This window comes from Aquimarina atlantica (genome assembly GCF_000626715.1).
Classification (GTDB): Bacteria; Bacteroidota; Bacteroidia; order Flavobacteriales; family Flavobacteriaceae; genus Aquimarina; species Aquimarina atlantica.
The window spans coordinates 793,308-807,524 of the sequence record NZ_AQRA01000001.1; the positions used below are offsets into that span (position 1 = coordinate 793,308).

Annotated in this window: 13 protein-coding genes; 3 read left to right on the top strand and 10 right to left on the bottom strand. The window is 33.5% G+C overall.

From position 1 onward, the window contains the following. Window positions 1-62: 62 nt before the first annotated feature. The 10 genes from ATO12_RS03590 to ATO12_RS03635 all read right to left on the bottom strand — a co-directional run bounded on the left by ATO12_RS03590 (window position 63) and on the right by ATO12_RS03635 (window position 8,760). The gene (locus tag ATO12_RS03590) at window positions 63-590 is read right to left on the bottom strand and encodes a GNAT family N-acetyltransferase (RefSeq protein ID WP_034238712.1); all 528 of its coding nucleotides are present in this window, start codon (window positions 588-590) and stop codon (window positions 63-65) included. After that, window positions 587-1,150, bottom strand: coding sequence for an ASCH domain-containing protein (locus ATO12_RS03595; RefSeq protein ID WP_240486092.1), 564 nt, complete (start codon window positions 1,148-1,150; stop codon window positions 587-589). Before ATO12_RS03595 ends, ATO12_RS03590 begins: the two co-directional genes overlap by 4 nt. 197 nt (window positions 1,151-1,347) lie before the next feature. After that, window positions 1,348-1,791, bottom strand: coding sequence for a hypothetical protein (locus tag ATO12_RS03600; protein ID WP_034238713.1), 444 nt, complete (start codon window positions 1,789-1,791; stop codon window positions 1,348-1,350). 196 nt (window positions 1,792-1,987) lie between these two features. Beyond that, window positions 1,988-2,482: a DUF2391 family protein gene (locus ATO12_RS03605; protein ID WP_051575585.1), complete on the bottom strand. Its 495-nt coding sequence runs from the start codon at window positions 2,480-2,482 to the stop codon at window positions 1,988-1,990. Window positions 2,483-2,583: 101 nt separating this feature from the next. Beyond that, window positions 2,584-3,117: a hypothetical protein gene (locus ATO12_RS03610; protein ID WP_034238715.1), complete on the bottom strand. Its 534-nt coding sequence runs from the start codon at window positions 3,115-3,117 to the stop codon at window positions 2,584-2,586. Between the two features lie 465 nt (window positions 3,118-3,582). After that, window positions 3,583-3,969, bottom strand: coding sequence for an HU family DNA-binding protein (locus tag ATO12_RS03615; RefSeq protein WP_034238716.1), 387 nt, complete (start codon window positions 3,967-3,969; stop codon window positions 3,583-3,585). A gap of 436 nt (window positions 3,970-4,405) precedes the next feature. Beyond that, a complete protein-coding gene (locus tag ATO12_RS03620; RefSeq protein ID WP_034238717.1) occupies window positions 4,406-4,996 on the bottom strand; it encodes a YdeI/OmpD-associated family protein in 591 nt (196 codons plus the stop codon). A 248-nt stretch (window positions 4,997-5,244) separates the two neighbouring features. Continuing rightward, window positions 5,245-5,790: an MOSC domain-containing protein gene (locus tag ATO12_RS03625; RefSeq protein ID WP_034238719.1), complete on the bottom strand. Its 546-nt coding sequence runs from the start codon at window positions 5,788-5,790 to the stop codon at window positions 5,245-5,247. A gap of 8 nt (window positions 5,791-5,798) precedes the next feature. After that, the gene (locus ATO12_RS03630; RefSeq protein WP_034238721.1) at window positions 5,799-6,209 is read right to left on the bottom strand and encodes a hypothetical protein; all 411 of its coding nucleotides are present in this window, start codon (window positions 6,207-6,209) and stop codon (window positions 5,799-5,801) included. Between the two features lie 151 nt (window positions 6,210-6,360). Beyond that, window positions 6,361-8,760, bottom strand: a complete 2,400-nt coding sequence (locus ATO12_RS03635) for a glycoside hydrolase family 31 protein (protein ID WP_034238722.1) — start codon at window positions 8,758-8,760, stop codon at window positions 6,361-6,363. A 313-nt stretch (window positions 8,761-9,073) separates the two neighbouring features. Between ATO12_RS03635 and ATO12_RS03640 the strand changes: the two genes are divergently transcribed. From ATO12_RS03640 to ATO12_RS24585, 3 genes are all read left to right on the top strand, one after another. After that, a complete protein-coding gene (locus ATO12_RS03640) occupies window positions 9,074-9,679 on the top strand; it encodes a hypothetical protein (RefSeq protein ID WP_034238724.1) in 606 nt (201 codons plus the stop codon). A gap of 284 nt (window positions 9,680-9,963) precedes the next feature. Then, window positions 9,964-12,801, top strand: a complete 2,838-nt coding sequence (locus ATO12_RS03645; protein ID WP_165583322.1) for an esterase-like activity of phytase family protein — start codon at window positions 9,964-9,966, stop codon at window positions 12,799-12,801. Between the two features lie 261 nt (window positions 12,802-13,062). After that, a complete protein-coding gene (locus ATO12_RS24585) occupies window positions 13,063-14,100 on the top strand; it encodes a leucine-rich repeat domain-containing protein (protein WP_051575587.1) in 1,038 nt (345 codons plus the stop codon). Window positions 14,101-14,217 lie beyond the last annotated feature (117 nt).

A 14,217-nucleotide genomic window follows, 5' to 3' on the forward strand; every position in this document is an offset into this window, starting at 1 on the left:
TTCGGAATTTCCAAAGTAGCCGAGAGCAAGCAATTACTTATAGCCATTGTTGTAATGCGTTTTTATTTATTCCACTCACTTTTTAATATTGAATAGAAATCAACATTTAGTTTTTCTCCGTTTTTTATTTCACATTCACGCATTGTTCCTTCATATTTGAAATTAATTTTCTCCAATGCACTTTTACATTTTGTATTTTCACTTACTACATAACCTTCTATTCTATTTAAGTTTAATTCAGTAAAGCCTTGTTCAAATAGTTTTGGCATAACTTCTTTTAAAATTCCTTTTCCCCAATGCTCTTTTAGTAACCATAAACCAATTTCGGCTTTTTGATGCTCTTTCTCCAAACTGTTAAAACCTCCTGCACCACAAAATTCATTACTATTCTTATCATAAATTCCCCACCAAATTCCAGTACCTTCCTTTTTTAAGTTATTATACCATTCCATTTGTTCTTTTGTTTCTTCTAATGTAGAAAAATGAACATCATAGTATTTTGTTATTTCAGGGTTCGATAGTCCTTTGTGTATATTGTTTATGTCTGATTGCTCTATTTCTTTTAATATGTAGTTTTTTATATTAATCATTTTAAATATATAGTTTTAAAGTATTCACATACGATAATCATATTTTCATCAAACTTGTCTCCGTGAGGTTCCATTTCTCTCTTGTAATATGCTTCGTGAACTCTTTTCCAATAGTCTAAAGACTTATCGCCTTCACCTTCGGTTTTTGCAAATTCTGGAGTAATTTTATTATAAGGAACTTGTTCGACTTTAGTAGTTTCAATTATAGCTTTTGCATTTCCATTCCAATCAGTTACAATATATTGGTCACCAACTTTGGGAAGTTGTTCGTTATTCTTTTTATACCACCACAAGGATGTTGCAGTAGCTTTTTTTATGCCTTTTACAACCAATTCAGCACATTCATTAGCATCTTTTTTGTTATCACAAAAATAGAATGATAAAGGTGTTTCTTTTGTTCTGTTATTTGTGTTCTCTATTAAAAATTTTCTCCATAGAACCTCCACTGACTTATGGTTTTTCTTTATAGTTTCCATATGCTTATTATTGCTTTCTGATTTGCAATTTAAAAAGGTAAGTGTAAAAACTAAAATAATTAATTTAGGTATTCTTATTTTCATATAGTTTGGAGTAAATGCATTACAACGTTTAATATATGTGTCGTAGCAGGGCAAATTGTTACCCTATTTTCGATAAAACTGCGCATTGGTTGCTAACTTTTACTTTCTGCAAGCATTGCGCCTTATCAAATATACAAGAACCATTAGATTGATCACTTAGCTGCTATGATCACATATATAGTGTTGGCAAATCGTTTTTACTTCCAGAGTTCCCACCATTTCTTATCCGGACTGTTTTGTTGCTCTTTTGTCAAGTCAATTTTAACAGAAGTACTTTCTTCTATTTCCCATATTTGTAATTCATCCATTTCAATCGAAAGTCCGTTAAGAAAATTTTTCGCCTCAATTCTTTTTAAAGTTTTGTCAGTCAGACCTTTTTGAGGAACTCTTATTATTTGTTTATCTTCATTTTCGATTCGCTTAATCCAAGTAACTATTTCATCCTCAGTTTTTTTGTTGTATGATGTTGTAACTGCTTCATCAACCTCAAAATCCTCATTCAGCATAAAGTAGTCGGCAACGTGAATTGTAAAAAAAAGATTTGTTTTTTTGTCAAAATAGAATATTTCTGTTAATCTATCTTCTGGTAAAGAAAGGGATACTCCAATCCAGTTTATAAATCTTTCTCTTTTGTCATCCATTTTTGAGTTTTAATGTTTGCCAACGTTTAATATATGTGTCGTAGCTGTGCAAAATGTTACCCAATTATCGACAAAAACTGCGCATTGGTTGCTAATTTTTACTTTTTACAAGCATTGCGCCTTACCAAAAATACAACAACCTTTCGATTGATCACTTAGCTGCTATGATCACATATATGTTGTTGGCAAATGTTTTTTATTTAATCGTGTCACTTAGTGTTCCGCTCATGGCAGCAGGAAAAGCAACTATTATTATTCTTTTTATAGCTAATGCATTGTCAATTCCCCAAGGGCATTTCTCAATTATTGTCAATATCACGGCAACCACTATCAACGAAATCAGGTAAGTTCCGATTACTCTTTTAATGAATTCCGTAACGTAACCTTTTAGTGTAACCTTATAGAAATTGAAATAAACAAAAACTGAAATCATTATTAAAGAGAGAAATGTTATAATTAAAATATTGGTCATTGGCAATGATTTACCAAGATTCCAGACTTCTTCTGTCAAAGATACAGGTATGGCCAATAAAGCAGAACCAATAACAACTTGCATTATATCCCAAGGTTTAAATTCCAGCATCAATGGTTTTAATGCATAACTAATTATCTCTCCGGATTTATCAGCGATTGGGACTATACGGTGTAAGTAACCGCTAATTCTTTTTATGGTTGTCTCTTTAACTTCCACTTTTTATACAGTTATTAGATTCAATGTTTGCCAACGGTTCGGCTATGGTTTCGTTGTGGAATCATCCGAAGGGTTATTCCGCTGAAATCCAGCCGATTAATCTATTTCTTAAATTTCTTTTTTATTTGCTGCCACAATGAATTATAGCCATTGTTGGCAACCGTTTTTATTTTATTCATTTTAAATTCCGAATCACTTTCCCATTCCACATTGTAGATTCCACCGCCCTCATCAATTTTGGACGCTCTTAAACCAAATGATTTAAGAAACATTGTCATTCCGGAAATTCCACCATAAGGATATGAAAGTGCGTAAAAATCAAGTCTTCCCAAGGAGTCATTAATTCTTTTGCATTCCAAAAATTCCACTTCTAGATTTTCAACGAGATGTTCCGTCATTGTATAAAAATGCCATATTTCACCATCAAGATCGGCGGTTTTAAATTCAGGCTTTAAGTCGGATTCAGCAAAGTAATAATTTTCCAGTGCATAATCAGGAAATTTCTCCAACCAGAATTCCTCAGACTTGCTATCTTCATTTTCTTTGGATTCAGATATAAGCCTGAAGACTTCTAAAAAATCCTTGAACTTACGTTCATCTGGTAGCTCAAATTCTATATACTCGTTCTTTCTCAATTTGATTTAATGGTTGCCAACAATTGGATATACCCAATTGGGTATAGTTCTCTTTTACTCACAAATCTAGAGGATTTTTAATACACCTCAAATTATTTGTTGCTACTTGTATATATATTTCTGTTGTTTTATTGGGTAAATTTAAGCTGGAAATAGAGTTTCTTTCGAGCTAGAAATTCTCCAAAAAATCATTCTATTGTAATCAATTTTCAGCATAAAAAAGAGCGTAAATCAGCCTGTTTTAAGAGTATTTTAAAGCATTTTTGCTTTAAAAATGGTGTTTATAAGTCGTATTTTTAGTCGTCTAGAGTAAAAAAATCGGCTTCTTAGATGAAAAAAAACGGCATCTAAGGTCAAAAAAAATCGCTTCTTAGGTGAGTTTTGGCGTTTTTTGGGCAAAAAAAATACTCCCCGGCACCATAAGCGCCAGAGAGTACTTTTAATCTGTAGCTTTAAACTACATGCTTACTCATTTTTCTTTTTAAACCGAAGTGTCTTAAGCATGTTGTTTAATTCTATACTTGGGCGATACCTAATTTTTGTTCGTTTGATTAAGGATGGGGTTACCTCTTCTGGAGTATCAACTCCTTCACTGTTAACACCCAAACTAAAACTACCCAACTTACCCAAACGTATGGTTCGCCCCTGGCTAAGTTCGTTCTGAATCGTTGTTACCAATCTAACGATCACTGCATATACGTCTGCCCGGGTAACTGTTGATCCGTCACTTACCAATTGTGATAATTGATCAATATCTGTTACTCCACTACTTACGACCAAAGCATAATGCTTTGGGATAGCCATAGCATCCCTTGGATCCTTTCTGGCTATCGATTTAAAATGTACTGACATATTCTATCATATTTAAAGATTCATATGATCAATACTGGGTCAAGTTCTATTCCAAATACAAAGAATTATATTATAAACACATCAAAAAAACACGTGAATTACTGATTATCAATAACATAGAATAGGTGTCAAAATAACAGTTAAACAATACACTGTGTTGACAAAATGTCAATAAATTAACTTTTTTATTAAAAATTACATAACAAAATAATGTTTTTGTTAAAAAAAACACAATATAATTAGTGTCAAGAAGTACTCTTTGCTTATAAATTTTCTTGTTTTCGATACACCAAATCAGAGATTTGGCACTCAAACTGACGAAAATTTCTTATCTATCTAAATTCTTACAGAATTTCACTCGAAGTGACGTATCTGCTCTTAAATAGTATTCATGTAATATTAAGTAAAAAGATATTGTTTTATTGAGACAACTATTTTATCTGTATTTATCGTTCAACCCAATACCATCGAGTATCATAGGACTTATTTTTTCTAACCTGGTCATACGGGTAGCTTCTCGTTTTGCCGTAGCAATATATTCTGAATATTCTCTTTGTTTGAAAGGAGTGAGTTGTTCAAAGGATTTTTTTAAGTTAGCATTAGCATCAAGCGCTACTAATAATTCTTTTGGAATTTCAATTGTTTTTGATTTTACGGGTTTGATTTCTTTACCGTCTTTTTGGTTTTGGATAGCTTCTTTTATATAGTGAAGTACTAAGTCTTTATCAATATCGTCTACAGTAGTAAATCGCCATTGTCGCAAGCCTTTAGTTTTTCCTTCCTGAGCATTTAACAACTTCTTTGCTTTATCTTCTAAGAATACGCCTTGATAAAACCATATTCCTACATACGATTTAAAAGCACCAAGTCCTATTACATTTTTATCATTTATTGTATACACTGGCACTCCCCATTTTATCGTTTCTTTCATTTCGGTAGTGAGTAGTATTCCTCTTAAGATTTCCAGGGCTTCTTTCCACTCCTTATTCTTTGACATAAATTCTTCGACTGATGTATTTTTTTGCATAGCTCGGGATATTAAGTTTATACGTTCAGAACACTAACAAATTACAGATATAACCCGCTTGCATTTAGAATAGGAATTTAGCTAAAAAAAGCTATTCTCGATAGTTCTGCTGAGCCCTTCGATAAACTCTGGAAAGGCCTTGCCGAAGTACATTCTGTCTCCATTCTATTACTACAAAACACTCGAATTGACGCTTTTTTAATAACAGCCTTTCAAAATGCACAACAAGTAGATATAGTATCTTTTTCTTATACTCTTTCTAGTGCAAGATATGGTTTCTCTGGCAATACAATTTCTATTTCCTCACCAACAGATAGTTCTCCACCCTCTACCACTACTCCCATAACACCTGCTTTTCTTATCAAATTTCCATTCTCATCATAGTCTAACACAGCTTTCATTAATCCTTCTTTTACCGAATTTAATTGATTACAAGGATTTCTTAAGCCTGTTATTTTAACTTTTGCTTCCTGACCAAGTTTCAAAATAGTATTCCTGGGAAGGCTTAATAAATCTATTCCAACAGTAGTGATATTCTCTCCTATTTCTCCATTATTAATATAAAATCCTTTTTCTTTCAATTCTTCGAACAGCTCAGAATGAATTAAATGCACTTGCCTTAAATTGGGTTGAGTTGGGTCTTTTACTACTCTGGATCTATGCTTTACTGTTTTCCCCATATGAGCATCTCCTTTAACTCCCAGTCCTTTGATAAGCGTTATACGTTCGCAACTAAATTTACTAAAAGTGTGAGATTCACTTTTGCTAACCCCTATTATTTTTGGCTTCTTCATTTAGCATATTATATATTATTGTCTCGTTTTCTTTTTAAAGTAGAAAAGGCCAAAACATCTTCTCCGTCTATAATATAATAACTAAAACTAATATGGTTTTCATCTACTTTGGTTATGATGACCGTTCCTTCTTTTATACAGGTATTGGTGTTCTCTAAAATTAATTCATTAAAAACAGCACGATCATTAGAATATTCGACCAGTTCCCATTGCCCAGAACATTCTAAACTTGGATATTGTATCTCAAATAATTGTTGGTAGACATCAACCTCTAAACTAATAGACCAGGTATTATTTTCTTCTAAATCCAATTGGCATCCCACCCCTTCCCATTGGCCATTGAGCCATATGATATCATCAGTTTTACAACCAGCAAAAATTAAGGCAACAAAAAGGAATAGTACACTCTTGGACTTCATTCTATTTTCATATTAAAATTCTAAACATTTGTCAAATCTAAAGAAATTTTAATCATGATTACCACATCAAACATTTCTGTATCTATATCTCTTTTTTGATGATTTAAACCTTATAGATTTTGAGGCCATAAGTTCTATATTTTAGAGCATTCTACAAAGAAATATTTATGTTTTTGGCTTCTTTAGAATCCCATTCAAAGCTTATTTTCAGCTTTTTATCTTCTTCATTCCAATCAAACGAAGGAGAAGCACCACTTATTGTTACCGATTTTGGAGAAGCCTGAATATTATGAATAATCAAAGTAATTTTTCTATTGCTAAATGCATATTTAGCTCCTTTTTCTACTGTTAGTGCTATTGATAGTTCTTTATCATTGATTACACTATCAAATTTTAATATTTCATATTTCCCTTTTTCAAAAGCATTTGGTGTTTTGCCATCATCATCATACAACTTACCAGAACTATTTTTTACCATAGTATCATGATAGTAATGTAGTATGATATCTTTGGTCGAATACATTTTGGTGGTTTGTACTGGTTGTACCATAGGAATAAATGCTCCTGCTTTTACAAAAACAGGAATGTGATCTTTTACTAGTTGAACAGTTTTAAAGGTTCCTCCTTCAAATTTTTGTCCGGTAAAGAAATCATACCAATTCGTTCCCTTTGGAAACGGAATATCCATAGATGCAATACCTGGTTTTACTACTGGTGAAACGAGGAAATAATCACCCCACATATAAGTAAAACTGATTTCGGATAATTCTTTATTCTCTGTATTTTCAAAAAACAGAGGTCGCATCAGGGGTATACCGGTTTGATTATTATCAAAAGCAATGGTATAATTATATGGTAATAGACTATACCTAAGTTCTATACTTTTCTTAGCCAACATTTTTGTTCTGGCATCATGAAAAACCGGTTCTGGAGCAATATGCTCCTGGGCATGTGGTCTAAATATAGGTTGAAACACTCCATATTGTAACCAGCGCGTGTACAATTCTGGATCAAATGTCTCTCCGCCAGCAAATCCTCCCAGGTCAGAATGCATATAGCCTAATCCCTGCATTCCCATTTGCAGTGCTATTTCGGTTTGGGATTGCAATCCTCCCCAACTTCTGCTTACATCACCAGACCAGGGAATCATTCCGAATCGTTGCGACCCAGAATATCCTGCTCGCATTAGTATAAATGGGCGTTGCTCTGGGAAATCTCTTTGGTACCCCTGTTGTACCAATCGCGCCCAATCGTGGCCATAAATATTATGAACCTCATCTGCACTTCCTGTGGCATGTTGCAAGTCAGACGGGTGTACTTCGGGTTCACCCAAATCACCCCACCAGCCTGCTACTCCGTACTCCCGGGTATATTTAGCATAAATATCCCAAAACCATTCTTTTCCCTTAGGGTTATAAATATCTATAATCCCGGTATTTCCAAAATAAAAATCGTACTTAAATGGATTTCCTTGTATATCTTTTCCCAGGACTCCTTTCTTTACGGCTTCTTCCCATTTTTTTGAAGTCGTTAATACAAAAGGTTCTGTAATCAATATTGTTTTGATTCCCTGATCATTAAAATCATTGATCATCTGTTTTGGGTTTGGAAATGAGTCTTTTAAAAACTCAAAGTTTCCCATATGTCCTTTGATCTCTTTTCCAAACCAATAAATATCCAGAATTACTGCATCTAATGGTATACTATCTGCTTTAAACTTAGCTATGGTTTCTTTAGTTTCTTTTTCAGAATGGTACCCGAAACGGCTGGCAAAATTTCCAAATGCCCAACGCGGAGGTAATGGCTGTTTTCCTGTAAGATTGGTATATTGATCTATAAGGTCTTTCCAATCATCTCCCGCAACTACCTGGTATGTTTTTCTTCCGTTAATCGTTTCATATTGTAACGTATTATCTTTTTTACTATCGATATCTAAAAATCCAATCGGAGCATTATCAAAATGAACAGCATATAGCTTAGAGGAAAGCACCAAAGGCATTGTAAAGTTCATTAATTCAGAATAATTTTCATATCCATAATGCGCTCTGTTGTATAGCTGAAGCTTTTTACCTCTACGATTCATCCCCACTACCCGAGAACCAGCCCCATAAATCACTTCGTTTTTATCCAGGTTAAAATCTAAAATTTCTGTAGAATCTGTTTTTATATATCCTCTCTTTTCAGAAATTAACTGCTGCCCTTTATACGTGTACGAAATATGAAAAGGTTCTTTGGTAATATGTACATCAATCCCCTTGGTATCTATTGTTAAAACACTATCGTTTTCCCGTACCTGTACTTTTGTGGTCATCGGGTCTAAAATTACGGCATGAGACTGTGAATCAAATGTCTCTCCTGTTGGTATAAATGAGGTCTCTATAATTTTATCAGAATAGGGTTTAATTATATATTTTCCGTTATCCTTAAAAACTTCGATATGGGTATCTTTATTTTTAAAGCCTTGATAGGGTCCTTCATATTTCTTTTTACAAGAAATTATCGTGAGTATAAGGGCTGCAAGTACTAGAAAAAAGGTAAACTTAGAATTCATATTCAACATGTATTTTCATCAATAGATCGTACTCAAATATAACGGAATCCCTATAGAATAAAGGTATAACAGCTCTTATACCAGAAGAATTATTGATTTTTTAGTAAAACTCGATTTACACCATAAGAATCACAAAAAATCACTACAACGTTTTCGTAAGGATTTCTGGTACAAACCAGGCATCTATATGTATTCATCATAAAGTGCTACATATGGGGTAACAAAATTTATTTAAAGTTGATATAGGGATAGAAATGTAAAAGGGAGAAACCGAAAATCCTAAAAAGAGTAGGGAAATCAAATATTCAATATTATGAAAATTAAAACCTTTAAAAATGTAAATTACTCAATTCTAATCTTGTTTATTGCAGCGTTCCTTCTCGCATCGTGTGAGAAAGAAGAGATTGTATCTTCAGAAAAAGAAAATACAGTCCTTAAAAATTCGGATAGCAAAAATCTGAAACGAGAAACTATCGGGGTTTCTACATGTGCATCTTTCGACAGGTCTTGTGATGATGACCTGGTTCTGGATGTAAATGAATGTAATTTTATTTCGGGATCAGGAAGAGATATGCCTAATCAATATCTTATTGAAGATCTACTTAATAATTGCCGTACCGAAGAACTTCCTTCTAACTGTAACTGGTGGAAAGGAAATATAACACAAACCCGTACAATATCATTATTTTTAAACAATTGCTGTTATTCTGCTACTGTTTTTAATAACAGATTAGACGGTTGGAGAGATTTGGCTATAGCCAACAAACCAAACTCTTCATATCTGGTCACTAATTATGAGCGATTACCGGGTGGGACTATGCATAATGCACCTTTTGGGCCATACGAAATTAGAATTAGAGTTACATATCGTAAGAAAATATGTAGTTTTACTGGGCTACCAGATGTTATTAGACAATAAGTATCAATATACAGAACAGGCCATTTACCAGTGTAGGTGGCCTTGTTTACTTCTATAAAGCTTTTTATTAGTGTTTGTATTTGAGTATATCATCAAGACTAGTGTGTTTTTATACAGTAAATTCTATAAAAAAGGGTATATAACATTAACAATAGATATAATCATTTATTTAAAAATCATAAACAATAAGGTAATATACACGGTGTACATTTGGGGTGTCATTAACCAAGCTAATCTTAAATGTATAATACACTATGGAACGTCATTACCAAATCATTTTTAAAATGAAGCATCATATACTTTTGGGTATATTATGCATGGGACTATTTACATTACACGCCCAAAAATTGACTTCAAAAGATGAATCTATAGAGCAATCTAAATTCGATCTTCCTACCGATAACTACTTTAATAGAAAAACATACCTAAAAGGAACTGGTAAGTCCTTTACTAACTTTGGAGATATTTTGGTATCCAGAGCAGTCTTACCAGCTGCTAGTTTCTCCAATGGGCCCACCTCAGGACAATACATCAACCAGGGATTAATCAATCAACAGCCAGTTCCTTTTTATAATAAACAGCCCATACAAGGGTTTTCTGCAATTTTAAACAATTACGATAGAACGTTCACCGTATTATCTGATAATGGTTTCGGAAGTATCGAGAACTCATCCGATTACAACCTTCGCCTGTATAGGATTAAACCCAATTTTAAAAGCATTATTGGTTGGGGCAATGGGTCTATTGATATACTAAGCTATATTGAATTGCGAGATCCTAATGGTTTGATTCCTTTTGCCATTACAAATCATTTTAGTGATTCGAGAGTTCTCACCGGAGCAGATTTTGATATAGAATCCATACAAAGAACTGCTAATGGAGAATATTGGATTGGTGATGAATTTGGACCTTTTTTATTACACTTTGATAAAAATGGCGTTTTGTTAGACCCTCCAATTTCATTACCAGATTTTGATACTCCGGGAAAAGAGCTTCGTGCACCGCAAAATCCATATAGTGAAGAATATAGTGCCTTACGGATAATGAACGCTATGCGATCACATGCAAAAGCATACGGAAGTAAATCTCCTGTAATGTCTCCCTGGTACGTGATGCTTGATGATCAAAACACCAATACGGTGGTGGGAAGCAGAAAAACCCCACCCTCTCCCCTTGCCAGTGCATCGAGTGAATTATTTAATGTATCTTCTTTAAATCGCGCAGGTCATCAAGTCGTTGTATATACAGTAAATGACCTTGAGAACATCAACCTACTTCTGGATCTTGGTGTACAGGGAATCATCTCTGATCGCCCCGATATATTATTAGAAGCTCTTCAAAACTTTGATCATAATAAAGATGGGCAGCCTGATTTTATGACTTCTGAAGGATTGATCGATATCAATGTATTTGATGCGCAAGGTCATAGAGGTGCACGAAACTTACGTCCCGAGAATACATTACCCGCTATCGAAGCTGCATTAGATTTTCTGATGCCTACCATAGAAACTGATTGCGGTATTACTCTCGATGGTATTCCTGTGTTGGATCATGATCCGCATATTGAAGCTGCAAAAACGCGCAAGGTAGATGGTACTCCTTATGAGTTTAAAGATGAAGTTCTCGTTAAAGACCTTTCTTTAGATCAAATTCAAAATACATTTATTGCCGATAAAATCTTAGAAGGAAGGCCTCATCAAACCAATGATTTATCTTTATCACCTGTTGCTGTAGCTTTTGCAAACCAAAACAAGTTTATCGATCCCTATATTATACCTTCTTTACAACAGGTATTTGATTTTGTAAAATTTTATGTTTCATATTACCAAAACGGACCTGGGGCTTCAGATCCCGAGGCAAAGAAACGTTGGAAGAATGCATCCAAGGTTCGTTTTAATATTGAAACCAAAATTAATCCAAGGACCGATGTCGATGATCGTGGAGATATCTTTGCCGATAGAACAGTAGATCCGGAAACCTTTACTACTGCCATAGCCGATGTAATCGTTGCAAATCATCTTACCGATCGGGCAGATATTCAAAGTTTTGATTTCAGAACACTTCTCATTGCTCACAAGCAATATCCCGAGATAAGAACGGTATGTTTATTTGGTGATTTTCCTAAAATTGGTGATGCGGGAGACGGAACCAATTTACAAGATCAGGATGGGAAAAACACACCATGGTTAGCAGGGCTATATTGGCCATACCGAAATACAAAATTAGACACTCCTTTTCGAGTAAAAAGTAGTGGGGGCTTCGAAGGGATGGCACTAAGTACCAATAAAAAAACACTATTACCTTTATTAGAAAAACCTCTTAAAGACTCTGAGAACAGTACTTTATTGATTCACGAATTTGATGTAGAAAGTAAATCCTATACAGGCAAAAGATTCGAATACCCTCTTGATAAAAAAGCCAGCGCCATAGGTGATTTTATTATGTTTAACTCAAAAAGAGGACTAATCATAGAGCGAGATAATTCTCAAGGCGATATACATGGTTATAAGGCAATCTATGAAGTAGAATTAGATAAAAACGAAACATTGATAGAAAAACGACTAAATGTTGATCTTCTTAAAATCAATGATATTCGTAGAATATCTGAGCCGGGATTAGAAGGTGATATAGGAATAGGAAAAGATTTTGCATTTCCATTTGTAACTATAGAAAGTGTAGTGGTATTTAATCCTTTTTTAATCGGGGTACTCAATGATAACAACTACCCGTTTAGTGTAGGTCGCCATATAGGTATGGGGCTCCCCGACGATAACGAGTTTATCCTTTTATGGTTAGATCAACCACTAGGAAAACCATGGAAAGAGACAAAACCCGATACAAAAGATCTAACTACTAATACGATCAAAGTATACCCAAATACATTTAGAAATGAGGTTACTTTTTTTAATACCCTAAAAAAAGAAAACATGGTATCGATTGATATTTATGATGTACATGGTAACCTGGTTAAAAAACTAGTAGATCAACAACAAAATGACGAAGGTTTTACATATACCTGGAATGGTACATCAAAAAATGGGTATGAGGTTTCTAAAGGAATCTATATTGCTGTAATCGAGGTTGATGGTGAATTTATCAAAAAGAAACTCTTAAAAAAATAATACCGCATAACTAACTTCAATTCACTCAATAAACCAATTAAACAGAAAAACCACCTATACGGGTGGTTTTTTTATAGCATAACAACAGTGGTTTATTTCCTTAATCTACATAATGAACACCTTTAGGGATATAAATATTTACAAAATATAGTAATCAAAGTACCCTCTATTATCACTGAAAACCGGGTTATAAATAAAAAATTTATTATCAACCTTTGCTTTTAAATCAATTGAATACAAATTCTCTGAAAGAAATAAAATATGAGAAGTTTAAAAATCACTACGGTCCTACTTATAGGCATTATCATCTTTGGTGTAAAAGATTTTAAGGTTGTCATAAATAAACCCCATACCCAAAAACAAGAGTTGAGCACGCTAAAAACTATAACAAAATCAATAGTTAATAAAAAAGATGACACCAAAAACATTGTCTTTTCTGATCTCAATTTTAAAAAAGCATTGATAGCACATACAGACCCTGTTATAGATATCAATAATGATGGGGAAATATCTATAGAAGAAGCTGAAATGATTAAAGATATAGATGTACATGGTAAAAACATCTCTGATCTATCAGGAATTGAGTATTTTACAAATTTAAATCGCTTATGGTGCCAAAACAATAAACTAACGGTCTTAGATTTGAGTAAAAACACCGCACTTACTTTCTTATATTGCTATATAAATCGAATCACTACACTAGACTTAAGCAAAAACATTACTTTAAACTATCTGGATTGTAGTATTAATCGAATTAATAAACTCAACCTTAGCAAAAATGTAAATTTGGCCTATCTTATTTGTGATGAAAATCAACTCGTTGATATCGATATTAGTAAAAACACAAAATTGCTTGAGCTTAAGTGCGGAGGTAACCAATTCACCACATTAAACCTTCACAAAAATATTGCCTTAACACAATTACATTGCAGAAATGCGCAACTTACTACATTAGATTTAAGTAAAAACATCGCACTAACTAAGTTGTATTGTGATAATAATCAACTCACTAATCTGGATACGAGTAATAATACGGCTTTAACGTGGTTATGGTGTTACCACAACGAATTAACAACATTAGATCTAAGTAAAAACATTGATTTATCTTACCTATTCTGCTTCGGAAATCAACTCACTTCTCTAAACATTAAAAACCGAAATACTGTCGACTTTATGAATGTAAACATATCCAAAAATCCTTCTCTCACCTGTATACAGGTAGATGATCCTACTGCCACATACCTAAAGGAATGGAAAAAAGATGACATCGCTAGTTATTCTAGTGATTGTACCCCGTAAAAATGATAATCAAATAATTAAATACAATTCCCTCTTGCACTACTGTAATGAGGGTTTTTTCTGCTCAATAATTTCAGTAAAAACAAGGCTTTAACGGTTTATATGTAAAGTAAAAAT

What these genes read in the sequence shown, in the direction of transcription:
- ATO12_RS03640 (WP_034238724.1), top strand. Translation starts at nt 9,074, where the DNA reads ATGAAAATTAAAACCTTTAAAAATGTAAATTACTCAATTCTAATCTTG.
- ATO12_RS03595 (WP_240486092.1), bottom strand. Translation starts at nt 1,150, where the DNA reads ATGAAAATAAGAATACCTAAATTAATTATTTTAGTTTTTACACTTACC.
- ATO12_RS03625 (WP_034238719.1), bottom strand. Translation starts at nt 5,790, where the DNA reads ATGAAGAAGCCAAAAATAATAGGGGTTAGCAAAAGTGAATCTCACACT.
- ATO12_RS03600 (WP_034238713.1), bottom strand. Translation starts at nt 1,791, where the DNA reads ATGGATGACAAAAGAGAAAGATTTATAAACTGGATTGGAGTATCCCTT.
- ATO12_RS03630 (WP_034238721.1), bottom strand. Translation starts at nt 6,209, where the DNA reads ATGAAGTCCAAGAGTGTACTATTCCTTTTTGTTGCCTTAATTTTTGCT.
- ATO12_RS03635 (WP_034238722.1), bottom strand. Translation starts at nt 8,760, where the DNA reads ATGAATTCTAAGTTTACCTTTTTTCTAGTACTTGCAGCCCTTATACTC.
- ATO12_RS24585 (WP_051575587.1), top strand. Translation starts at nt 13,063, where the DNA reads ATGAGAAGTTTAAAAATCACTACGGTCCTACTTATAGGCATTATCATC.
- ATO12_RS03590 (WP_034238712.1), bottom strand. Translation starts at nt 590, where the DNA reads ATGATTAATATAAAAAACTACATATTAAAAGAAATAGAGCAATCAGAC.
- ATO12_RS03620 (WP_034238717.1), bottom strand. Translation starts at nt 4,996, where the DNA reads ATGCAAAAAAATACATCAGTCGAAGAATTTATGTCAAAGAATAAGGAG.
- ATO12_RS03645 (WP_165583322.1), top strand. Translation starts at nt 9,964, where the DNA reads ATGAAGCATCATATACTTTTGGGTATATTATGCATGGGACTATTTACA.
- ATO12_RS03615 (WP_034238716.1), bottom strand. Translation starts at nt 3,969, where the DNA reads ATGTCAGTACATTTTAAATCGATAGCCAGAAAGGATCCAAGGGATGCT.